This window comes from Mesorhizobium sp. BHscii (genome assembly GCF_053848065.1).
In genome coordinates this window covers 74544-95766 of record NZ_JBSPKW010000002.1, presented here as the reverse complement: position 1 = coordinate 95766, position 21223 = coordinate 74544, and the positions used below count along the sequence as shown (strand labels likewise).

Below are 21223 nucleotides of genomic sequence, written 5' to 3'. Positions count from 1 at the left end.
GGTAAGAATGCAAGGGGCGTTCATCGCCAGGGAGTTTTGAGGCAAATGAGGCGATCGCATGTGACGACCGTGTCATTGCTCGCGGCGCTGACGCTGGCCGCCTGCACCAACGCGAAGGACGTTCTCGAACCCTCTGCCATCGCCTCGCAGTCGACACAGGCCGTACCAACGACCGGAACCGGCACGGCTGCAACGCCCACCACACCTGCAACGACCGCCCATCCATCCGCAACGGCACAGCCTTCCACCCCCTCGCAGCCCGCAAAGAGCGCCGCCGTCATCGCACGAACCCGCCTGCAGGTAGCGCCGATCGTCGGCGCCTCGGTGGAAGCCGCGACACCGCTGACCGCGGAGCTTCAGACGCGAGCCAAGCAGCGCGGCATCACCTTGGCCGGTAGCGCCGGCCAGACCCCTACGCACGTGCTGAAGGGCTATTTCTCGACGATGTCGGAAGGCAAGGACACCACCGTCATCTATGTCTGGGACGTCTATGACCCGGCAGGCAACCGGCTGCATCGCATCAACGGCCAGCAGAAGGCGCCCTCGGCCAATGGTGGCGAAGGCTGGGCTGCGGTCGCGCCGGAGACCATGCAGGCGATCGCCGACCAGACGATCGACCAGTTTGCCACATGGCTTGGCGGCCAAGCGGGGTGACTGGCGGGCTGACATGTTGCCGGCTTCCCTCGTCGTAGACGTTTATTGAGATTAGCCTGCGGATTCCGCTCACGACGCTTGCAATACCGGCACGGGCCGCTAAAAGCCCCGACTAAGGGGCTCAAGAGAGTCTGCCAGAGTCTCCATCCTTCACCAGGAACGGTGCATGAAGCTTTTCGCGGGCAATTCCAACAGGGTGCTGGCCGAAGCGGTCGCCCGCTATCTCAACATCCCGCTGGGCAAAGCCAGCGTCAGGCGCTTCGCCGATCAGGAAATCTTCGTCGAGATCCAGGAGAATGTGCGCGGCGAGGATGTCTTCATCCTGCAGTCCACCTCGTTCCCGACCAACGATCACCTGATGGAACTGCTCATCATGATCGATGCCTTTATGCGCTCGTCGGCCAAGCGCATCACGGCGGTCATTCCCTATTTCGGCTATGCCAGGCAAGATCGCCGCGCCTCGGGCCGCACGCCGATCTCGGCCAAGCTGGTCGCCAACATGATCACGCGGGCGGGCGTCGATCGCGTCTTGACGCTGGATCTCCACGCCGGCCAGATCCAGGGCTTCTTCGATATCCCGACCGACAACCTGTTCTCGGTGCCGGTCATGGCCCGCGACGTGAAGGCGAAATATAAGCAGCTTGCCAATGTCATGGTTGTGTCGCCGGATGTCGGTGGCGTGGTCCGCGCCCGCGCGCTGGCCAAACGCATCGATGCTCAACTCGCCATCGTCGACAAGCGTCGCGAGCGCCCGGGTGAATCGGAAGTCATGAACGTCATCGGCGACGTGCGCGGCAAGGATTGCCTGCTGATCGACGACATCATCGATTCGGGCGGCACCTTGTGCAATGCGGCCGATGCACTGCTTGCCGGCGGCGCCACCAGCGTCACTGCCTACACCACCCATGGCGTTTTGTCGGGCGGCGCCATCGCGCGCATCGGCGCCTCGAAGCTGCAGGAACTGGTCATTACCGATTCCATCCAGCCGACCCAGGCGGTGCTCGACGCCAGCAACATCCGCGTCATCTCTATCGCCGACCTGATGGGTGAGGCGATCTCGCGCACGGCGACCGAGGAATCGGTATCGAGCCTGTTCGACTGAAATCTGCCAGCGCTACAGCGCCGCGCGTCCAGTGGACGCGCAAGGGACGCTGTAGCATTTTGATTTTGCGCATGGTCCCCAGCGAAATCGGTTCCGATTTCGCTGAAGCGAACCGAAGGTTCGGGTCATGCGTTACCCGTTCGACACCCTGATATTGTCCCTTGACCCTCGCATATAGCCCCGCGGCGATGCCCCCAGCATACGCTTGAACATGGTGATGAAGGCCGGCACGCTGTCATAGCCGAGGTCGAACGCCACCCTTGTGATCGGCTCGCCATCGGCCAGCCTCGGCAAGGCCGCGAACAGGCAGGCCTGCTGGCGCCATGTCGACAGCGACAATCCGGTCTGGCGATGAAAGGCGCGGGTGAAGGAACGGCGGCTCATGCCGACGATATCGGCCCATTCGTCGATTGTCGCGTGCGGCGAGGGTGCTGCGACGAAGCGCCGGCACAGTGCCGCAAGCTTTGGATCTGAAGGAAAAGGCAGGCCGAGCGGCCGTTCCGGCAGGTTCGGGATTTCATGCAGCAGGAGGCTCATGATCAGCCCGCCGCGCCCTTCCAGCTCGGCGCCCTGCGGCAGCTTTTCCGATTCCACGATCAGGCTGTGCATCAGATCTGTAATGCCGACGACGCGCAGCCCATGCGGCAGCCCCGCAATGGCGTCCGGCATCACATAGACCGAACGCATGCTGACGTCGCCAAGCATCTCGACGGAATGCTCGGTGCCGGCGGGAATCCACATGGCATGATCTGGAGGCACCATCCAGCGGCCATGCCGCGTCGTCACCAGCACGACGCCGACAAGCGCATGCAGCAACTGACTGCGACTGTGACGGTGCTGCGGCACGTGGTAGCCGTCGGGATATTCGGTCGGCAGGGCCACCGCTGGCCCGACGGCCTGCTCCAGCCACTGCCAGCGGCGCTCATGCAACTGCCCGAGGTCGGCAAGCTGGCCGAGATCGGTGTCGCCCACTTTGAAGATTTCATTGCCACGCGGCATTGAGTAATGGCCCACTCGCGAAACTATTGGACCAAACCACGAAAGAAGTCGCCCGGCAAGTGACTTATAAGGCAACCCGGCTATGAGGCCGCCTGCGCGAGCGCCCGCCAAAAAGACCACGGAGCATGCCTTGACCGATACGACAGCCACCACCGCCGCCACGCCTGCGACGGCCAGTCACACTTCGGCGCAAGCGACGGCCTTTAGCGTCATTCTTGCGGTGAGCTTCTGCCATTGTGTCAACGACATCATGCAGTCGCTGCTCTCGGCCATCTATCCGCTGCTGAAAGACAATTACGGTCTCGATTTCTGGCAGATCGGCCTTTTGACGTTCACCTTCCAGGTGACGGCCTCATTGCTGCAGCCGCTGATCGGCATGGTCACCGACAAGCGGCCGATGCCCTATTCGCTGCCCTACGGCATGGCGTCCTCGCTGATCGGCCTGATCGTGCTGGCCTATGCCGGACACTATTGGCTGCTGCTGATCGGCGCGTCGCTGATCGGCATCGGCTCGGCGATCTTCCACCCGGAATCCTCGCGCATCGCCCGCTTCGCCTCGGGCGGCAGGTTCGGCCTGGCGCAATCTCTGTTCCAGGTCGGCGGCAACTTCGGCCAGGCCATCGGGCCGCTGCTGGCTGCCTTCATCGTCGTGCCTTTCGGCCAGACCAGCATAGCGTGGTTTGCCGTCGGATCGCTGATCGGTATCATCGTGCTGTGGCGGGTCGGCGGCTGGTACAGCCGCCTGCGCGCTTCGCTCGCCAACCGCAAGGCGGCAGGTTTTGTATCGCCCTTCCCGCGCCGCAAGGTGATGGGCGCGTTGGCGGTGCTGACCTTGCTGGTGCTGACCAAGAACGCCTACATCGCCAGCCTCGCCAGCTACTACACCTTCTACGCCATCGATAAATTCGACGTTTCGGTGCAGATGTCGCAGGTCATGCTGTTCCTGTTCCTCGGCGCCTCGGCGCTGGGCATCCTGCTCGGTGGCCCGTTCGGCGACCGCTACGGACAGAAGTCGATGATCTGGTTCTCGATCGTCGGCGTGCTGCCGTTTACGTTGGCCCTGCCCTACGCCAATTTCGAATGGACGATGATCCTGACCGTGCTGATCGGCCTGATCCTGTCCTCGGCCTTCTCGAACATCGTCGTCTTCGCCCAGGAACTGGTGCCCGGCCGCGTCGGCATGATCGCCGGCATCTTCTTCGGCTTCGCCTTCGGCATGGGCGGCATCGCCGCCGCCGTGCTCGGCGTCGTCGCCGATATCAAAGGCATCGACTTCGTCTTTCAGGTCTGCTCGTATTTGCCGCTGCTCGGGCTGCTGACGGTTTTTTTGCCGAACATGAAGGAAGCGAGGAAGCTCGAGGGGGAGGCCATGATCGGGTAAAGTCGTGGGTTTGGACTTCGGCTTTGACCTAAGGCATGTCGCGCAAAAGCATGCCGTCGGGCTTGAACCGAGGGTGCGCAGCGGTTTGGCGATAACAACATAAAAACAATACCTAAAGCGCGTCGCATGAATCCATTCATGCGGCGACGCGCTTTAAGCTGTCATTGCCCTCGGCAGTGGCGAGCGCCGTCGCCGAAAGCGAGGTCATGCTGGCGCGCCACGCCAAAGCAGCAGCAATGGAGGCAGGGACTGCAACCGAGTGAAGCTTCACCCGGTTCGATCAAATGGGAGAAGCGTTCGGAGCGATCCGAGCGCAAGCACCCTGCCTGGAAAGCCTCATCGCAGCCGCGGCCGCGGCCGCGGCCAGATAGAAGAGGCATGCCGCGCCGAATGCCCAGCGATAACCTTGCACGACATCATTTTGTGTCGCAGCTACCGACATCAGTACCGCCAACCCGATCGTCGGGCCGAGTTCCATCGCCGTGTTCATGACGCCACCGGCAAGCCCTGCCTGATGCTGCGGGACTTTCATCGTCGACAGCACGGCCGATCCGGAAAAGACCAGCGACATCCCGGCCGCGAGTAGAACTATGCCGGGCAACAGGCCGGAAAGATAGATCGTGTCGTTGGCAATACCGGCCAGCACTCCAAGCCCGATGGCCGCGACTGTCAGCCCGCCACCGGTGGCCGGCAAGGCGCCGAAGCGGCCCACCAACGGGGGAGAGAGGCAGTTTGCCACGATCAACGTCGCGGCGAAGGGGAGAAAGGCGATCGCCGTCATCAGTGGCGACCATCCCTTCACCTGCTGCAGGTAAAGCGAGAGAACATATTCGATCACGACCGAACCGGCTGCAGCCAGAAGCATTCCAGCCAGGCCGGTGATCCGGCAAGAATCGACCAGGAAGCTCGGTGGCAGCAGGGGATCTTTTGTCTTCCGCTCAAGCATCACGAAGGCCGAGAGGAGAATACCGGAGGCAACCAGCGAACCGATGACTGGCAACGACATCCAGCGATGATCCCCGCTTGCTATCAGGCCATAGCTGCCGACGGCGATACCGAAGGTGGCAAGCAATGCCCCGATGGGATCGAGTCGTGGCCGATGAGCAGACCTGTCGTCACGATCCATCGGAAGCAACACGGAGGTCGTGGCCAGCGCGACCATTGCCACGAAAACCGGGACCGCGAACATCCATCGCCACGAGATCCAGGTGGTCAGGATACCCGAGACGACGAAGCCCATGATTGCGCCGAGGACCGAAACCCCGCCCCATGTGGCCATCGCCCGGCCATAGGCAGCCGGAGCTGGAACAAGCGCGCGCAGGACGGCCATCGCAGCAGGCGCGGTCATGGCGCCGCCGATTCCTTGACCACAGCGCATCGCCACCAGCACGCCGTAACTCGGCGCGAAGGCGGCAACGAGTGAGGCGGCACCGAAGACTGTCAGCCCCAGCACGAACATGCGCCGGCCACCATAGCGGTCAGCCAATCGGCCGCCGAACAGAAGCAGGCCGCTGAAAGGCAGTCCGTAGGCGACCTGTAGCAGCAACAGATCCGTTGAAATGAGGCCGAAGTCGATGGCGATTTTCGGCAGCGGCACCATGATCAGCGCGATCGTGAAGATCAGCGTGGCTTGTACCGTGGCGAGCATTGTGAAAGCCAGGCGTGTCTTCCCTTCCGAAATGCCGCTTCCTGTTTGCGAATAGGTCTTCATTGGCTTCCCTTCCATGCTTCCGGCACGCGCCGTCCAGCTGCCGCAGGCATTCGCTTCGGCAGCGGTTTTAAGTTCGATCATTTTAGGGGCTTTGGCCGGCGACGCCGGCCTCGGAGGCTGTCAGCCGCTTTCGTAGTTCATGCCGTCGACCTCAAGGTCTGAGGTCAGCCACTCGGGAAAGCCGCCTTCGAACCGGCGTGAGGTCCAGCCTCGCGCCCTCAAGATTGCCAGCGCGTCGGCAGAGAGAACGCACTGGACACCCCGGCAATAGGCGACGATGACCTTCTCGCGTGGAAGCTCCGCAAGCCGTTCTTCCAATTTACTCACGGGAATGTTGATCGCACCCGGCAAATGCCCCGCCGCGTATTCCTCCTGCGGCCGAACGTCGAGCAGCACGACTTCGTCGTCCCGCATGCGGCGCACGAGTTCCTCGCGCGAGATGTTCTCCAGCCTGTCCGGCCGGCTCATGGTGTCATCGATAAGCTCGCGGATTTGCTCGCGCCTGTGGCTCGCAAGGCTTCGCAGGGCCGCGAGCACGTTTTCGATCGGGCCATCGGCCAAACGATAGAGCACGCGTTTCCCGTCTCGCCGGGTCTGCACCAAGCCAGCCCGCTTGAGCTGTTGAAGATGCTGCGACGTGTTGGCCAGGGCGATCCCGGAAAGTTGCGTCAGCTGCTCCACGGCCAGTTCGCCGTCGGCAATGTGGCGGAGAAGAACCAGCCGGTGTGCATGCCCCAGCGTGCGGGCGAGATCGGCTATCTCGTCAAAGATCGGATGATGGCCATCAGCGTTTTTCATACTGCGATTCTATCATAAATCAATCAATCAATCAATACATTGAATGACTGATTTTAATCGGCTAGTGTCGGATGCCCGCGACAGAAGCATGGACCAGAGGAGCATAGAAATGAACGAGCAGTTGGAGTTCGTTGTCCGCGCAGCCGCGATGGGAACGGGGGCGACGGCGGTGATGGATCTTTGGGGATTGTTTCTGAAACGAACGTTGGCGATTCCGCCGCTTGATTATGCCTGGGTCGGCCGCTGGATCGGCCACTTTCCGCGAGGGCGTTTCGCGCATGCGAACATCGCGCAGGCTCCCCGAATTCGGGGCGAAACGCCGATTGGATGGGTCGCGCATTACGCGATCGGCATCGTCTTTGCTGCATTGCTGATGGGAGTATGGGGCCTCGACTGGGCACGAGACCCGACATTGCTTCCCGCCCTTGTTGTCGGCATGTCCACAGTCGTCGCCCCGTTTTTCATAATGCAGCCGGCCTTTGGCGCCGGAATTGCAGCCTCGAAGACGCCCAGTCCGAGCACCGCGCGTCTGCGCGGCCTGATGACTCATCTATCCTTCGGCGTCGGGCTGTATGCCGCTGCGTTGTTTTCCGCACACCTGTTCCCGATCTGATCGATTGCCGTCGGCTTCAAGACACAACCCCAATATTTTGAAAATGGGAGCAAGCAAAAGCGCGACACTGCCGACCCGCCTTGCCCACCCGCCTTCGCCACCTGCCTTTGGCTTGCACCCCGCCCCACCTTCCGCTATAGAGCCGCCACCCGCGTAGACACCCTTGGAGGCAACGCGGCGGAAGGCTGTCCGGCCTCACGTGATCCCAAAAAGGTTTTGGACCAGATCATGTAAGGCCATGACGGCTTTCGACGTTTACGGCCCCAGGCACCTCGCCAGCCGCGAACGCTCCAGAACAACGTGAAAGGAAATGCCATGAGCGATACTTACGAGCTCAAGGCCGAAGCGCGCGAACAGGTCGGTAAGGGGTCCGCCCGTGCAGTTCGCCGCAACGGTAAAGTGCCTGCAGTAATCTACGGTGACAAGCAGCCTCCCCTGGCGATTGCGCTGACCTACAAGGACATCTACTACAAGATCCATGGCGGCGGGTTCCTGACCACGATCGCCACGATCGATGTCGACGGCAAGAAGATCCAGGTCCTGCCGAAGGACTACCAGCTCGACCCGGTCAGGGATTTTCCGGTCCATGTCGACTTCCTGCGCATCGGCAAGGACACCGAGGTCAATGTCGACGTGCCGGTCCACTTCATCAACGAGGACAAGTCGCCCGGCATCAAGCGCGGCGGCGTGCTCAACATCGTGCGTCACGAGGTCGAGTTCCACTGCCCGGCCAATGCGATCCCGGAGTTCATCACCGTCGATCTCACCGGCACCGATATCGGCGATTCGATCCACATCTCGGCAATCAAGCTGCCGGCCGGCGTCCAGCCGGTGATCTCCGACCGCGACTTCACCGTCGCGACCATTGCCGGCTCCTCGGCGATGAAGCCGGAGGCGGCAGAAGAGACGGCCGAAGCGGCGGAACCTGAAGAGGCTCCAGCCGACGAAGAGAAGTAATCCCTTCCCGCCTGGTGTGGCGAATCCGAAATTCGCATCACTTTGGAGCCGCGCACCGGGCGAATTTCGGATCTAAGGCCACACTGGCAACCATAAAGTTCTGGTGTGGTTTTTGAATTTGAAGTTCCTGAACGCTGATGCCTTCAAAGCGGCAGGAACTTCAAATCCACCACACTAGAGGTGACGATGCTGCTGTTTGCAGGCCTCGGCAATCCGGGCGCGAAATACACTGACAATCGGCACAATGTCGGCTTCATGGCGGCGGACGCAATCGCCCGCCGCCACTCCTTTTCCCCCTGGTCGAAGAAGTTCCAGGGGCTGATCGCCGAAGGCACGCTTGCCGGCGAAAAGATCATCCTGATCAAGCCGCAGACCTTCATGAACAATTCAGGCCAGTCGATCGGCGAAGCGCTGCGCTTCTATAAGCTCACTCCCTCGGCGCTCACCGTCTTCTATGACGAGATCGACCTCGCCGACGGTAAGGTCCGCGTCAAGACCGGCGGCGGCGCCGGCGGTCACAACGGCATCCGCTCGATCGACGGCCATGTCGGCAACACTTACCGCCGCGTGCGCATCGGCGTCGGCCATCCCGGCGTCAAGGAATTCGTCCAGCATCATGTGCTTGGCGATTTCGCCAAGGCCGATCGCGAATGGCTGGAGCCGCTGCTCGACGCCATCGGTGATCATGCCGACTTGATCGTGAGGGGTGATGAGCCCGGCTTCATGAACAAGGTCAGTGTTGCCGTCCAGCGAAAGACCGGCGTCGCGCCCGAGCCGGAAAAGCCCGGGCGAAAACAACAGGGTGCAAAACAGCAGAGCCACGTCCGTCAGGCGCGGCCGCAGCAGCCGGCAGTCAAGCTGCCCGAAACCGGCCCCATGGCCGCCATGCTGAAGAAGCTGTTTGGCGGCAAGGAGTAAGCCTCGCCACGGATCGGGGCTGGAGGGCTTGACGATCGTCGGCGCTTTCGCCCATAGCCCTCATCAAATTTCGATTTCCCGATAGGACCGGATAAAAATGGGTTTCAAATGCGGCATCGTTGGCTTGCCCAACGTCGGCAAGTCGACGCTTTTCAACGCGCTGACCAGGACGGCGGCGGCGCAGGCCGCCAACTATCCGTTCTGCACCATCGAGCCGAACACCGGCGAGGTGGCGGTGCCCGACCCGCGTCTGCAGAAGATCGCGGCGATCGGCAAGTCGAAGGAGATCATCCCGACCCGCATCTCCTTCGTCGACATCGCCGGCCTGGTGCGCGGCGCCTCGAAAGGCGAAGGGCTGGGCAACCAGTTCCTGGCCAATATCCGCGAGGTCGACGCCATCGTCCACGTGCTGCGCTGCTTCGAGGATGACGACATCACCCATGTCGAGGGCCGCATCGATCCCGTTGCCGACGCCGAGACCGTCGAGACCGAGCTGATGCTCGCCGACCTCGACAGCCTCGAGCGCCGCATCGTGCAGTTCCGCAAGCGCGCTTCCGGCAAGGACAAGGAGGCGCTGACCGTGCTGCCGATGATGGAAGCAGCTCTTGAACTCCTGCAGGCCGGCAAGCCCGCCCGCATTCTGCTCAAAGGTATCTCCGCGGAGGATCTGCGCATCCTGCAGGGGCTGAACCTGCTGACGTCGCACCCTGTGCTCTATGTCTGCAATGTCGCCGAGGCCGACGCCGCCACCGGCAACGCGCACACCAAGGCGGTCGAACAGATGGCTACCGCGCAAGGCGCCCGCACCGTGGTGATTTCCGCGGCGATCGAAGCCGAGGTCGCGCAGCTCAGCGACGAAGAGGAGATGGAATTCCTGTCTTCGCTCGGCCTTGAGGAACCTGGCTTGAACAAGGTGATCCGCGCCGGCTACGAGTTGCTGCAGCTCATCACCTATTTCACCGTCGGGCCGAAGGAGACACGCGCCTGGACCGTGCACAAGGGCGCCAAGGCGCCGCAAGCGGCAGGGGTCATCCACACCGATTTCGAGCGCGGCTTCATCCGCGCCCAGACCATCGCCTACAACGACTTCGTCACGCTGGGCGGCGAAGTGGCGGCCAAGGAAGCCGGCAAGGCGCGCGACGAAGGCAAGGAGTATGTCGTCCAGGACGGCGACATCATGCTGTTCAAGTTCAACACCTGAGCTGACCGACGGCTCGCCGGAAGCCATTATGGCCGCCGGTGCGATGACAGCCTCGTGCACGCCGCACGGGCCGTTTCCGCGCGGCTTGACTGCCCGCAATGCCCGGTCTAAGGGGCGTCTGCACCGGCCCGTGCTTTCGTCGAAAGCGCCTGTCCCGTGCAATCCGAAACGACGCGCCCGCTCGAACCCATCCTTTTGGCCTCAGCAAGGGAGACCCGGTGATGATCAAGGCATTCGTCGTGGACAATGATCGCCTGCGCCTCGCCGACGATCTCTTGGCAAACAGCGACAAGATCGTCTGGGCCGATCTCCTGAACCCGACAAAGGAAGAGGAAGCGGCCATCGAGGCCTGGCTCGGTGTTGCCATTCCGACGCGCGAGGAGATGGAGGAGATCGAGATTTCCAGCCGCCTTTACGTCGAGGACGGCGCCTATTTCATGACCGCCATTCTGCCGGCCCAAACCGAGGCCGACGATCCCCTGATGTCGCCGGTCACCTTCGTGCTGGCCGGCAACAGGCTGATCACCGTGCGCTATCACGAACCGAAGGCCTTCAAGACGTTTCCGCTGCGCGCCGAGAAGGTGGCGACCGGCTGCACCAGCGGCGACACCATCCTGATCGGCCTGCTGGAGGCGATCGTAGACCGCCTCGCCGACATTCTGGAGCGCGCCGGCCGCGACATCGAGACGATCTCGCGCGACATCTTCGAGGCACGCTCGACCAAGGTTTCCAAGCGCAACCGCGACTTCCAGGAATTGCTCAAGGCGATCGGCCGCAAGGAGGACATCGCCTCCTCGATCCGCGACAGCCTGATTTCACTGCAGCGGCTCGCCGGTTTTCTGGCCCACGCCTCGACCCAGACCAAGATGAGCAAGGACATCCGCGCGCGCATCAAGACCTTGTCGCGAGATGTGCTGTCGCTCGCCGACCACGCCACCTTCCTGTCCCAGAAGATCAACTTCCTGCTCGACGCGACGCTCGGCATGATCTCGATCGAGCAGAACGCGATCATCAAGATCTTCTCCGTCGCCGCAGTCATCTTCCTGCCGCCGACGCTGGTCGCTTCGATCTACGGCATGAATTTCGACATCATGCCCGAGCTCAAATGGCAGCTCGGCTATCCCTTGGCCATCGGCTTGATGATCGTGTCGGCGATCCTGCCTTTCTGGTATTTCCGCCGCCGCGGCTGGTTGTAGCTTCTATTCCGTTGGGCGCGATGGCCTGGCGCACCAGAAATTACTTGACCAAATTGCGCCCTGCCTGCATCCGGGAACCCCGATCCGTGGCGATCGTACAAACTTGAACCGGATTCCAGACCATGACCGGAAAGACCTGGGCCTATGAGGATTTCGTCGAGGGCGCCTCGCTCGACCTCGGGACGAAGCTGGTGAGTGCGGCCGAGATCATCGAATTCGCGCAAGAGTTCGATGCGCAGCCGATGCATCTCGACGAGGCGGCGGGCAAGGCCAGCATCCTTGGCGGGCTGTCGGCCTCCGGCTGGCATACTTGCGCGATGTTCATGCGCATGCTGTGCGACGCCTTCCTGCTGGACTCGACCTCGCAAGGCGCCCCCGGCGTCGACCAGGTCCGGTGGAAGAAGCCGGTGCTGGCCGGCGACATCTTGCGCGGCAACACCACCGTCCTTGCCAAGCGCCTGTCCAGGTCCAAGCCCCAGCTCGGCCTCGTCACCCTGCGCAGCGAGCTTTTCAACCAGCGTGGCGAAGGCGTCTTCGAACTCGAGAACACCGTCATGTTCCTGACGCGAGGGGCCAGCGCGTGAGCCTCGACGAGTTCTTCTGCATCGGCGTCACCGTCACGCTTGGGTCGCATACATTCGAACCCGAGGCGATCAAGGCGTTCGCCAGGAAATACGATCCGCAGATATTCCACCTCGACGAAGAGGCGGCGAAGAAGAGCGTATTCGGCGGCCTGTGCGCGTCGGGCTGGCACACAGCTGCAACCTGGATGAAATTGAACCTCGAGGCCGGCGTGGAGGCTGGGGGCGCCCGCTGGGTCGGCGCAGGACCCGCACCCGAATTCGGCCCCTCGCCCGGTTTCAAGAACCTCAAATGGCTGAAGCCCGTCTATGCCGGAGAAACCGTGACCTTCACCCGCACAGCGCTTGCCCACCGCCCCATCATGTCACGGCCGGGCTGGCGGCTGCTCACGCTTCGCTCGGAGGCCTTCGATTCGACGGGCGACAAGGTCATCGAGTTCGAAAGCGCCGTGCTGGTGAAGATGGGGTGAAGCGCCCACTCCCTTATGGGAGAAGGTGGATCGCGCGATGCCCCGAGACGAATGAGGGGTATTGGAAGAAGTGATACGGCAAAAATCCAATGATTGTTCAGCGCTGCGATCGGTCCAACACCCCCCATCCGACCTCGCTTCGCGAGGCCACCTTCTCCCACAAAAAAGGGAGAAGGAAATGCTGCATCAATGCCCTTCGAATCCGATCAGCGTCCTGACCGGCACGCCGAGCGCTTCGAGCTTCTCGCGGCCGCCGAGGTCCGGCAAGTCGATGACGAAGCAGGCGGCGAGGATGTCGGCGCCGATCTGCCGCAACAGCTTGACCGCTGCTTCCGCGGTGCCGCCGGTGGCGATCAGGTCGTCGACGAGGATGACCTTCTCACCCGGAGACACGCCATCCCTGTGCATCTCCATCTCGTCCAGCCCGTATTCGAGGCTGTAGGCGACGCGCACCGTCTCGTAAGGCAGCTTGCCCTTCTTGCGGATCGGCACGAAGCCGGCCGATAGCTGATGGGCGACGGCGCCGCCAAGGATGAAGCCGCGTGCCTCGATGCCGGCGATCTTGTCGACTTTCTGGCCGGCATAGGGATGCACCAGCTCGTCGATGGCGCGGCGGAAGGCGCGCGCATTGCTTAGCAGCGTGGTGATGTCGCGAAACAGGATGCCCGGCTTGGGGTAGTCCGGAATGGTGCGGATCGCGGCAAGCAGCGTGTCTTCGAGCGAAGGTTTCATGGGGCGGCTCTCCGGGCATTCGTCCGATACGACTTGAAGACGTGAAAAGGAACTCCGGCCGATCGTAACCCGGCGCGGACGGCGACGGCTACCGCGATATGGCGGCTGGAAGAAAATTGTCCGGCAAAGGACTGGGCCGGCGGTCTTCGGAGGCAGTGTTCGGAAATGCAAAAGGGCGCCTTTCGACGCCCTTTTGATCTGGTGGCGTAGCTCAGTGCGCCACGCCGGCCCACACCTTGCGCTTGGTCAGATAGACCAGCGCGCCGAACAGCAACAGGAAGACCAGCACGCGAAAGCCGGTTTTCTTGCGGGCTTCCAGATGCGGCTCGGCCGCCCACATCAGGAAGGCAGACACGTCGCGGGAATACTGGTCGACCGTCTGCGGCGCGCCGTCGTCATAGGTCACCTGGTCGTCGGAGAGCGGGTTGGGCATCTTCAGCGACACGCCGGCAATGAAGTAGGGATTGTAGTGCGTGCCTTCCGGAATCTCCATGCCCGCCGGCGGCTGCTCGTCATAGCCGGTCAGCAGCGAGTGGATATAGTCGGGACCGCCCTGGGCGTATTGCGTGAAGATGTCGAAGACGAAACGCGGAAAGCCGCGCTCGACGCCGCGCGCCTTGGCCAGCAGCGACATGTCGGGTGGGGCAGCCCCGCCATTGGCGGCTGCTGCCGCCTGATCGTTGGGGAACGGCGCCGGGAAATAGTCGGACGGTATGCCGGGACGATCGAACATGTCGCCGGCATCGTTGGGGCCATCATTGATCGTGTATTCGGCCGCCAGCGCCTTGACCTGCGCTTCCGAATAGCCAAGGTCTTCCAGCGTGCGGAACGCCACCAACTTCATCGAATGGCAGGCCGCGCAGACTTCCTTGTAGACCTTCAGCCCGCGCTGCAACTGCGCCTTGTCGTAGGTGCCGAACGGCCCGGCGAAGCTCCAGTCCATCTCCTTGGGCTCGTGTATCGGGAAATGCGTCGGCGCGGCTTCGTTGTGCGCCTCCTCCTGGGCGATCGCCCCTGTGGTCGCGGCCGCAGTGCCTGCCAACACAAGGCCGAGCAGCGCCAGCGAGGTGAGAATCTTCTTCATACCAAATCCCCTTGAGATTCTCTGCCGCGCTGTCGTCGTCTCGACCATCATCTTGTCCGAAAACCGGTCTCCACTTTTCGGGGTCATGCTCAGCCCTTGGTTTCCGATGCGGCTGTCGCGCGAGCCGGATGCCCGCCACCGCCATGCTTGTTCTTCTCGAGCACCGCCTCGGTGATCGAATTCGGCAGCCGCCGCGGAGTCTCGATCAGGCCAAGCACCGGCAGCGCGACCAGGAAGAAGGCGAAATAGAACAATGTCGCCATCTGCGCCATGAAGACATAGCTGCCTTCAGCCGGCTGCGAACCCAGCCAGCCGAGCAGGACGGCATCGATCACGAACAGCCAGAAGAACAGCTTGTACCAGGGCCGGTAGACCGCCGAGCGCACCTTCGAGGTGTCGAGCCACGGCACCAGGAACAGCATGGCGATGGAGCCGAACATCGCGAGCACGCCGCCAAGCTTGGAGTTGATCGGCCCGATATTGAAGGTAATGGCGCGCAGGATCGCGTAGAACGGCAGGAAGTACCATTCCGGCACGATATGGGCAGGCGTCTTCAGCGGGTCGGCGACGACGTAATTGTCGGGATGGCCGAGAAAATTCGGCAGGTAGAAGACGAAGTAGGCGAAGATGAACAGGAACACGAGCATCCCGAACGCGTCCTTGATGGTCGCGTAGGGGGTGAAGGCGACGGTATCGGTTTTCGACTTGACCTCGATGCCGGTCGGGTTCGACTGGCCGACCACATGCAGCGCCCATATATGCAGCACGACGACGCCGGCGATCATGAACGGCAGCAGATAGTGCAATGAAAAGAAGCGGTTCAGCGTCGGGTTGTCGACAGCGAAGCCGCCGAGCAAAAGCTGCTGGATCCATTCGCCGACCAGCGGGATGGCGCTGAAGAAGCCGGTGATGACGGTCGCGCCCCAGAAGCTCATCTGCCCCCAGGGCAGCACATAGCCCATGAAGCCCGTCGCCATCATCAGGAGGTAGATGATGCAGCCGAGGATCCACAGAAGCTCGCGCGGCGCCTTGTAGGAACCGTAGTAGAGGCCGCGGAAGATGTGGATGTAGACGGCAACGAAGAAGAACGACGCGCCGTTCGAATGCATGTAGCGCAACAGCCAGCCCGAATTCACGTCGCGCATGATCTTCTCGACCGAATCGAAGGCGAGAGTGCTGTCCGCCGCATAGTGCATGGCCAGCACGATGCCGGTCAGCATCTGCGCCGTCAGCATGAGCGCCAGGATGCCGCCGAAGGTCCACGCATAGTTGAGGTTGCGCGGCACCGGATAGGCGACGAAGCTGTCATAGACCAGCCGCGGCAGCGGCATGCGGGCGTCGAACCAGCGTCCGATACCGGTCTTGGGCGTATAGGTCGAGTGTCCCTCGCTCATCGAAATATCCCTTAGCCTCAGCCGATACGGATCTTGGTGTCGGAAATGAACTGGAACACCGGCACCGACATGTTCTCCGGCGCCGGCCCGCCGCGGACGCGGCCGGAGGTGTCGTATGTCGAACCATGGCACGGGCAGAACCAGCCGCCGAACTCGCCTTCCTGGCCGAGCGGAATGCAGCCGAGATGGGTGCAGACCTGGACCATTACAATCCAGGCTTCCTTGCCCGGCATGGTGCGGTTGGCGTCCGTCGCCGGCGCATCGGCCGGCAGATTGGCGTTGCGGGCGAGCGGATCCTTGAGCTCGGCCAGATTGACCGCCTCGCCGTCCTTCATCTCTTGTTCGGTGCGGTTGCGCACCACCACCGGCTTGCCGCGCCACTTCACGACAAGCGACATTCCCGGCGTCAGCGAGGAGACGTCGACCTCGACCGAGGCCAGCGCCAGCGTCGAGGCATCCGGGCGCATCTGGTCGATGAACGGCCAGGCGACGGCACCCGCACCGACCACCGCGGCCATGCCCGTGGCGACATAGAGAAAATCACGACGGTTGGGATCCTGGATGTCGGTTGCGCTCACGGGTGCCTGATCCTTTCGCCTCTTCCGTGCCGGTGGCCGAGGCTTGTTCCCCGCTCTTTCACGCCAACCCGACAGCGCATGGCGAACAGGCTTGCGAATTCCTCCGGCAATTGGCCTTCGGTTTATGCGTGAAGCCCGTTTTTGTCCAGACGGGTGAAGGCACAAGGGCAGATTGTCGCGGGGACGCAATTCGACGGCGGACGGCGTGGCGACGGGCACATGTCGAACACGCCGAAAACGACCGTAAATCAACCGCAAAGCAGCGCCTGCGTTTGCCTCGACAGAAGCCCCGGCCTCGGTCTATCCTCGGCTCATGGCGCATGTCATCGACCGCGACAAATGGGCCAAGGCGCGCGACCGCTGGCCCGACCATTGACAAGGCGAGCTGCAGTGCGGCACCTACGGCTCCAAAAGCTGCCTGATCTTCAACTATCTGCAGGAGATCGGCGGCGGCCCGCGGCTGCACATGCATCCCTATTGCGAGATTTTCATCATCCGCACTGGCACCGGGCTGTTCACCGTCGGCGACCGGCAGATCGAGGCGTCGGCCGGCCAGATCCTGATCGTGCCGCCGAACACGCCGCACAAATTCACCAATCTCGGCCCAGGCCCGCTGGAGACCACCGACATCCACGAAAACGGCAGCTTCATCACCGACTGGCTGGAGTAGACCATGATCCCGAAGGTCCGCGTCAGCGAAAAGTGGAAGCGGTTTTCGGAATAGATCGGGGTACAACTGGTGGTGAAAATCTGACGCTGGGGTGCCGCCTCAGCTCGTACCGAACATTCGCGCCACCCCGGGAAATGTCGTCTCAGTCGAGGCTGGCCGGCGACGAGAACGGCTGATTGGCGTCGACCACGAAGATGGCCAGCTCATCGAGATCGGTTGTGCCGGCGCTGAACACTTCCATCGGCGTGTTGGCCCCGTGTCCGGTCATGGCCTTGCCGGCTTCGGCGTAGGTTACGCCGTGGGGCGTTCTCTGGCCGAGCTTGCCGGCCAGCACATAGAAGGCCTCCGGTCCCGGATGCGTATGGATCGGCGTCTTGGCACCGGGCGCTCCGCCGGCGCGGTTGACGCGCAGCAAATACTCGCTGGCGCTGATCGGCGGAAGGGGTCCGATCTCGACGACCTTGGCTCCGCCGGGCGTCGAGCCATCCTTCGGCCCAAGCGTGAACAGCCAGACCTTGCCCGCGACCTCCGCCGCAAGCGAGGTCGGGCCCGCAGCGCTCTGGGCCTGCGCCAGCGTTGGGAAATTTTCCAGCCGCCAGTACAACGGTCCGGAGGGCAGTTCCTTCAGCTTTTTCTCAACCACCGGCTCGACGGCGAATTTGCTTTCTGCCGGCATTGAAGCTGACGTCATCAGCCCGAAAGCACACAGTGAGAACAGAAGCACGCCAATACGGCGGGCGCTGAGAGAATGCGGCTTCATGGTCGGTCCTCCTTTGCATGGTTGCCCCTCGACCCAATATTAGCTGCTACCACAATATTAGCTGCTACTAAGATAGCATCTGTGCCGCCTTACGGCACGACCAAATTTCGGGCCACCCCGAGAGCGCCTGCCGCCAAAGAGGTCGGATCGCACGAAGGTCCGCTTGTGGCGCGACCGCGCCGGGCACTGGCAATTCGGCTGCACTGTAAATGCCGGCTGCAGCAGACATCCTGGCACCGACGTGGTCATGACCCCGCAGCAGTCACACTGATCCGGGCGGCGCAAAGAAGCAGAAGACGGTGGCCTGCGTCGGGTAAAGGCAGATGTGATAGTTGCCGTCGCTCGACCTGATCTCGCTGCCGTACGGGATTCGGAAGCTCTGTTTTCGCGTCACCAGATGGTGGTCGCCGGGGAACAGCACTACGGCAAAACCATCCGGCGCTTCCGTCACTGAGTTGGCCGGGATCATCTGGCAATCGCCGAAGGCGCCATCGCCGTTGCAGCAGCTGGGCGGGTAGTACCATCCCGTTCCTGCATCGTGCGCGCTGACACCCGGCGAACAAAGAGCCCCGCCCACGAAAATGGCGGCAACGGTCGGCAGGGGACGGGGTCTCAGCATTGAACCGATTCCAAATCTTCGGAACGACTGAGACATTGGATCGTCGCCGCACCCAATGTAACGAACGACTGATGATCGTTCGGTGAAAATTTGCCGAAAACAAAGATGTTCCGTCAGCATTCAAGCCTTTGCAGGAATCTGCTATAATAAATTGGAAATCCCCCCGTGGGAGGCGGAGGATGGATTCCCGGGCTGCCCGGACATTCGCCATCAACGGCGTCATCGTCGATGTTGCCGGAGGGTTTGTGCGTGACCGGGAAGGGCGCGAGATCGCCCTCAGACCGCAGGCCTTCGACCTCCTGAAATATCTCCTGGAAAACGCCGGCCGACTGGTCACCAAAGATGAGCTGATGCAGGCAGTGTGGCCAGGCGTATTCGTCACCGACGACAGTCTGGTGCAATGCGTACGCGACATCCGCCGCGCGCTTCATGACGAGAGCCAGTCAGTCCTTAAGGCCGTGCCGAAACGCGGATACAGGCTGGTGATCGCGGCCGCGGACCAGCATTCGGCGCCGGCAAGGAGGAATTGGACCGCGGCGGCTGTGGCGCTGGGCCTGCTGATTTTGTTGGCGTCAGGCGCAGTCTGGCTCATCATGGGTCTCGCCATCGAGAAGCGTTCTGACACGGTCCTGCCATCCGTCGCGGTGCTGCCGTTTCAAGCGATCGGCGGTGAAGCGAGTGTGCAGCGTCTGGCCGGCGGGCTCACCGAGGAGATCATCACCGATCTCGCCCAGTTTCCGGAATTCGGGGTCATTGCCCATAACTCGACGGAAGTCTACGAAGGCAAGCCGGCCAACCCGACTGAGGTCGGTGCAGCGCTCGGCGCGGGCTTTGTGGTCGAAGGTTCGATTCAACGCCAAGCCGATCGGGTGCGGATTACGGCTCAGTTCATCGATTCGAAGGCCGGTAGGCATCTATGGTCGAACCGGTGGGACCGGCCGGATCGGGACCTGTTTGCGATTCAGACGGAGATTGCCGAGCAGGTCTCCAACCGGCTTGGCGGCGGCGCCGGCCTTATCCAAGAGGCAGGCCGGATAACGGCGCACCGCAAACCTCCCCGCAACCTCAACGCCTACGAACTCTACCTCCTCGGGACCGAGAAGCTGGAACAAATCAATCGCGCCGACGTCGAGGAAGCCATCAGACTTCTCAGCCGCGCCATCGAACTGGACCCTACGCTGGCCCGCGCCTGGGTGGAACTGCATCATTCGCATTCTGTGCTGGCCAGTTTCGACGTCGAACCCGCAAAGAATCGACGTATCGCCGCCGAAGCCGCTAAACGTGCAGTCGCGCTCGATCCGGCCGATGCCGAAGCGCATGCCGTTCTGGCCCGGAGCCTGGTCGTAAAGGGCGATCTCGCGCGGGCCAAGGCGGAATTCGACGCGGCCCTGCGAATGGCTCCAAATCAGTTCGAGGTAATGACTTTTTATGTGCCTTGGGCTTCGACCTTTGGCGAGGCGGAGCGGGGCGCCGAAATGGCTGATCGGGCGATCCACCTCAATCCGAACTACCCGTTGTGGAGCACCAGGATGTTTGCCCACGCCTATTTTATGGTCGGCCGCTACGACGACGCGCTGCTGATGATGGACCGGTTGGCGCCGGAGAATTATGGGATCTGGGGATGGACATATCGCCCGGCCGCGCTGGCGGCAGTTGGTCGTACCGCGGAGGCGAAAACCCTGATCAGCGAGGCCCTCAAACGGTTCCCCGACCTGACGATCGAGGGAAGGGTGAACGAACCTCTTGTCAACACGGATGCGGACCGCAAGCGTCTCATAGAAACCATGCGCATTGCCGGTTTCCCGCCCTGCGCCAGGCCCGAGCTACTGGCGAAGATCGACAAACCGGTGCGTCTTCCCGAGTGCCTTGCAAACTGATGGTCCTGGTTCGGACGTTGGCGAGTTGGCAACGGCGCTCGCTATGCGCCACGCGGCAACGGCGAGGCGCGGGCAACGGGCTGCTACGGCAGTTCAGCCTTAAGGCGATCGAAGCGTATCCGAACGCCAGTTCGGCTATATCGGGCTGGCCTGGTCCTATCGCAATGACGCGGTTTTCTGGCACAAGCAGGAAAATAACCCCGACGAGGCGTTGAAGCACGCCGCCGAATACGCCGACCAGGCTCTCCAGCTCGCTCCGGACGATGCCAACGCGCATTATGCCCGAGCCCGCATCCATACCGAAGCCGGAGAGGTCGAGCAGGCCATTGCGCGGTACGATCAGGCGATCGCCGCGCCTCGAATGTCCTCGCCGGCAGTGCATCCCCGCTGCTCTTTGTCGGCCGAATCGACGAAGCTATCGATCGGATCAAGCAGGCGATGGGCATCGATCCTTTCCACCCTGATTGGTACCACTGGGACATGGGCTGGGCGCTCTGGGAAAAGAACGATTGCGAGGCCGCGCTGACGGCGATGCGGAAAATGTCCAGAATCCCGAGCGGCGCACACCGAATGCTTGCGGGGATCCACGCTTGTCTGGGAAACCAGCGGGAGGCAAAGGAAGCGCTTGCGGTTTTCCTCAAAGACTCGCCCGGCGACTCCATCAGCCAACAACGCAAGCAGTGGGAGAAGAATTACACCGCCCCCGGGAGCCTCGAGCGCTGGATCGGACACATGCGGTTCGCGGGGTTGCCGGAGTGACCGCGTATGCGGCCCGGCAGAAGACCGGTTGGCCGCTAAACCTTTGAAGTCTTAGGGGCGTACAAGCGCTGATTGCGCTCAATGTAGGGTCGTCCTTCGCAAGGAACATTGAGTGCGGGAAAGTCGGCAATCGGGCCGACTTGCGCCATAATGCGCTCGCACCCGAACT

23 protein-coding genes are annotated in these 21223 nt (G+C 62.3%); 14 read left to right on the top strand and 9 right to left on the bottom strand.

What is annotated here, in order from left to right; all coding sequences use genetic code 11:
- Nucleotides 1-45 precede the first annotated feature (45 nt).
- The gene (locus ACWTU7_RS03210; protein WP_455837928.1) at nucleotides 46-654 is read left to right on the top strand and encodes a hypothetical protein; all 609 of its coding nucleotides are present in this window, start codon (nucleotides 46-48) and stop codon (nucleotides 652-654) included.
- Between the two features lie 166 nt (nucleotides 655-820).
- The gene (locus ACWTU7_RS03205) at nucleotides 821-1756 is read left to right on the top strand and encodes a ribose-phosphate pyrophosphokinase (protein ID WP_065011960.1); all 936 of its coding nucleotides are present in this window, start codon (nucleotides 821-823) and stop codon (nucleotides 1754-1756) included.
- 132 nt (nucleotides 1757-1888) lie between these two features.
- On the opposite strand, the gene ACWTU7_RS03200 is transcribed toward ACWTU7_RS03205, so the two are convergent.
- Complete coding sequence (locus tag ACWTU7_RS03200) at nucleotides 1889-2755, bottom strand: AraC family transcriptional regulator (protein ID WP_065011959.1); 867 nt, start codon at nucleotides 2753-2755, stop codon at nucleotides 1889-1891.
- Nucleotides 2756-2885: 130 nt separating this feature from the next.
- Here ACWTU7_RS03200 and ACWTU7_RS03195 point away from each other — a divergent pair, with 130 nt between their 5' ends.
- Nucleotides 2886-4136 (top strand): MFS transporter, encoded by a 1251-nt coding sequence (locus ACWTU7_RS03195; RefSeq protein ID WP_455837929.1) that lies wholly within the window; start codon nucleotides 2886-2888, stop codon nucleotides 4134-4136.
- A 280-nt stretch (nucleotides 4137-4416) separates the two neighbouring features.
- Here the strand turns inward: ACWTU7_RS03195 and ACWTU7_RS03190 are convergent, their stop codons facing one another.
- Nucleotides 4417-5784: an MFS transporter gene (locus ACWTU7_RS03190; protein ID WP_455846493.1), complete on the bottom strand. Its 1368-nt coding sequence runs from the start codon at nucleotides 5782-5784 to the stop codon at nucleotides 4417-4419.
- 183 nt (nucleotides 5785-5967) lie between these two features.
- Complete coding sequence (locus ACWTU7_RS03185; protein WP_455837930.1) at nucleotides 5968-6645, bottom strand: ArsR/SmtB family transcription factor; 678 nt, start codon at nucleotides 6643-6645, stop codon at nucleotides 5968-5970.
- A gap of 64 nt (nucleotides 6646-6709) precedes the next feature.
- Between ACWTU7_RS03185 and ACWTU7_RS03180 the strand changes: the two genes are divergently transcribed.
- The 7 genes from ACWTU7_RS03180 to ACWTU7_RS03150 all read left to right on the top strand — a co-directional run bounded on the left by ACWTU7_RS03180 (nucleotide 6710) and on the right by ACWTU7_RS03150 (nucleotide 12581).
- Nucleotides 6710-7258, top strand: a complete 549-nt coding sequence (locus tag ACWTU7_RS03180) for a DUF2938 domain-containing protein (RefSeq protein ID WP_455837931.1) — start codon at nucleotides 6710-6712, stop codon at nucleotides 7256-7258.
- A 315-nt stretch (nucleotides 7259-7573) separates the two neighbouring features.
- Nucleotides 7574-8215, top strand: a complete 642-nt coding sequence (locus tag ACWTU7_RS03175) for a 50S ribosomal protein L25/general stress protein Ctc (protein WP_455837932.1) — start codon at nucleotides 7574-7576, stop codon at nucleotides 8213-8215.
- 186 nt (nucleotides 8216-8401) lie between these two features.
- A complete protein-coding gene (gene pth, locus ACWTU7_RS03170) occupies nucleotides 8402-9133 on the top strand; it encodes an aminoacyl-tRNA hydrolase (protein ID WP_455837933.1) in 732 nt (243 codons plus the stop codon).
- 97 nt (nucleotides 9134-9230) lie between these two features.
- Complete coding sequence (gene ychF / locus ACWTU7_RS03165) at nucleotides 9231-10334, top strand: redox-regulated ATPase YchF (RefSeq protein ID WP_455837934.1); 1104 nt, start codon at nucleotides 9231-9233, stop codon at nucleotides 10332-10334.
- Between the two features lie 221 nt (nucleotides 10335-10555).
- On the top strand, nucleotides 10556-11530 hold the full coding sequence (gene corA, locus ACWTU7_RS03160) for a magnesium/cobalt transporter CorA (RefSeq protein WP_029349936.1): 975 nt from the start codon (nucleotides 10556-10558) through the stop codon (nucleotides 11528-11530).
- A 122-nt stretch (nucleotides 11531-11652) separates the two neighbouring features.
- Entirely contained in the window at nucleotides 11653-12114 is a 462-nt protein-coding gene (locus ACWTU7_RS03155; RefSeq protein ID WP_127211201.1) for a MaoC family dehydratase, read from the top strand.
- A complete protein-coding gene (locus tag ACWTU7_RS03150) occupies nucleotides 12111-12581 on the top strand; it encodes a MaoC family dehydratase (protein ID WP_455837935.1) in 471 nt (156 codons plus the stop codon). Before ACWTU7_RS03155 ends, ACWTU7_RS03150 begins: the two co-directional genes overlap by 4 nt.
- 186 nt (nucleotides 12582-12767) lie before the next feature.
- Here ACWTU7_RS03150 and ACWTU7_RS03145 read toward each other — a convergent pair whose 3' ends face one another.
- From ACWTU7_RS03145 to petA, 4 genes are all read right to left on the bottom strand, one after another.
- A complete protein-coding gene (locus tag ACWTU7_RS03145; protein ID WP_029349931.1) occupies nucleotides 12768-13313 on the bottom strand; it encodes an adenine phosphoribosyltransferase in 546 nt (181 codons plus the stop codon).
- A 211-nt stretch (nucleotides 13314-13524) separates the two neighbouring features.
- Nucleotides 13525-14397, bottom strand: coding sequence for a cytochrome c1 (locus ACWTU7_RS03140; RefSeq protein ID WP_127317476.1), 873 nt, complete (start codon nucleotides 14395-14397; stop codon nucleotides 13525-13527).
- 89 nt (nucleotides 14398-14486) lie between these two features.
- Nucleotides 14487-15791 carry a cytochrome b gene (locus ACWTU7_RS03135; RefSeq protein WP_455837936.1) on the bottom strand — a complete coding sequence of 435 codons (1305 nt, stop codon included), beginning with the start codon at nucleotides 15789-15791 and terminating at the stop codon, nucleotides 14487-14489.
- A gap of 17 nt (nucleotides 15792-15808) precedes the next feature.
- A complete protein-coding gene (gene petA / locus ACWTU7_RS03130) occupies nucleotides 15809-16369 on the bottom strand; it encodes a ubiquinol-cytochrome c reductase iron-sulfur subunit (RefSeq protein ID WP_455837937.1) in 561 nt (186 codons plus the stop codon).
- A gap of 385 nt (nucleotides 16370-16754) precedes the next feature.
- Here petA and ACWTU7_RS03125 point away from each other — a divergent pair, with 385 nt between their 5' ends.
- The gene (locus tag ACWTU7_RS03125; protein ID WP_455838006.1) at nucleotides 16755-17039 is read left to right on the top strand and encodes a cupin domain-containing protein; all 285 of its coding nucleotides are present in this window, start codon (nucleotides 16755-16757) and stop codon (nucleotides 17037-17039) included.
- A gap of 142 nt (nucleotides 17040-17181) precedes the next feature.
- Here the strand turns inward: ACWTU7_RS03125 and ACWTU7_RS03120 are convergent, their stop codons facing one another.
- Nucleotides 17182-17799, bottom strand: coding sequence for a cupin domain-containing protein (locus tag ACWTU7_RS03120; protein ID WP_455837938.1), 618 nt, complete (start codon nucleotides 17797-17799; stop codon nucleotides 17182-17184).
- A 262-nt stretch (nucleotides 17800-18061) separates the two neighbouring features.
- Complete coding sequence (locus ACWTU7_RS03115; protein ID WP_455837939.1) at nucleotides 18062-18418, bottom strand: hypothetical protein; 357 nt, start codon at nucleotides 18416-18418, stop codon at nucleotides 18062-18064.
- A gap of 128 nt (nucleotides 18419-18546) precedes the next feature.
- On the opposite strand from ACWTU7_RS03115, the gene ACWTU7_RS03110 reads away from it, so the two are divergent.
- From ACWTU7_RS03110 to ACWTU7_RS03100, 3 genes are all read left to right on the top strand, one after another.
- Nucleotides 18547-20295: a winged helix-turn-helix domain-containing protein gene (locus ACWTU7_RS03110; protein ID WP_455846492.1), complete on the top strand. Its 1749-nt coding sequence runs from the start codon at nucleotides 18547-18549 to the stop codon at nucleotides 20293-20295.
- Between the two features lie 139 nt (nucleotides 20296-20434).
- Entirely contained in the window at nucleotides 20435-20821 is a 387-nt protein-coding gene (locus ACWTU7_RS03105; protein ID WP_455846496.1) for a tetratricopeptide repeat protein, read from the top strand.
- Nucleotides 20734-21054, top strand: a complete 321-nt coding sequence (locus tag ACWTU7_RS03100; RefSeq protein WP_203546946.1) for a tetratricopeptide repeat protein — start codon at nucleotides 20734-20736, stop codon at nucleotides 21052-21054. Before ACWTU7_RS03105 ends, ACWTU7_RS03100 begins: the two co-directional genes overlap by 88 nt.
- Nucleotides 21055-21223: the final 169 nt, after the last annotated feature.

Bases quoted from the DNA above. Each gene is read 5' to 3' on its own strand.
- ACWTU7_RS03210 (WP_455837928.1), top strand. From the start codon at position 46: ATGAGGCGATCGCATGTGACGACCGTGTCATTGCTCGCGGCGCTGACG.
- ACWTU7_RS03205 (WP_065011960.1), top strand. From the start codon at position 821: ATGAAGCTTTTCGCGGGCAATTCCAACAGGGTGCTGGCCGAAGCGGTC.
- ACWTU7_RS03200 (WP_065011959.1), bottom strand. From the start codon at position 2,755: ATGCCGCGTGGCAATGAAATCTTCAAAGTGGGCGACACCGATCTCGGC.
- ACWTU7_RS03190 (WP_455846493.1), bottom strand. From the start codon at position 5,784: ATGCTCGCCACGGTACAAGCCACGCTGATCTTCACGATCGCGCTGATC.
- ACWTU7_RS03185 (WP_455837930.1), bottom strand. From the start codon at position 6,645: ATGAAAAACGCTGATGGCCATCATCCGATCTTTGACGAGATAGCCGAT.
- ACWTU7_RS03175 (WP_455837932.1), top strand. From the start codon at position 7,574: ATGAGCGATACTTACGAGCTCAAGGCCGAAGCGCGCGAACAGGTCGGT.
- pth (WP_455837933.1), top strand. From the start codon at position 8,402: ATGCTGCTGTTTGCAGGCCTCGGCAATCCGGGCGCGAAATACACTGAC.
- ychF (WP_455837934.1), top strand. From the start codon at position 9,231: ATGGGTTTCAAATGCGGCATCGTTGGCTTGCCCAACGTCGGCAAGTCG.
- corA (WP_029349936.1), top strand. From the start codon at position 10,556: ATGATCAAGGCATTCGTCGTGGACAATGATCGCCTGCGCCTCGCCGAC.
- ACWTU7_RS03155 (WP_127211201.1), top strand. From the start codon at position 11,653: ATGACCGGAAAGACCTGGGCCTATGAGGATTTCGTCGAGGGCGCCTCG.
- ACWTU7_RS03145 (WP_029349931.1), bottom strand. From the start codon at position 13,313: ATGAAACCTTCGCTCGAAGACACGCTGCTTGCCGCGATCCGCACCATT.
- ACWTU7_RS03140 (WP_127317476.1), bottom strand. From the start codon at position 14,397: ATGAAGAAGATTCTCACCTCGCTGGCGCTGCTCGGCCTTGTGTTGGCA.
- ACWTU7_RS03135 (WP_455837936.1), bottom strand. From the start codon at position 15,791: ATGAGCGAGGGACACTCGACCTATACGCCCAAGACCGGTATCGGACGC.
- ACWTU7_RS03120 (WP_455837938.1), bottom strand. From the start codon at position 17,799: ATGAAGCCGCATTCTCTCAGCGCCCGCCGTATTGGCGTGCTTCTGTTC.
- ACWTU7_RS03115 (WP_455837939.1), bottom strand. From the start codon at position 18,418: ATGCTGAGACCCCGTCCCCTGCCGACCGTTGCCGCCATTTTCGTGGGC.
- ACWTU7_RS03100 (WP_203546946.1), top strand. From the start codon at position 20,734: ATGGGCATCGATCCTTTCCACCCTGATTGGTACCACTGGGACATGGGC.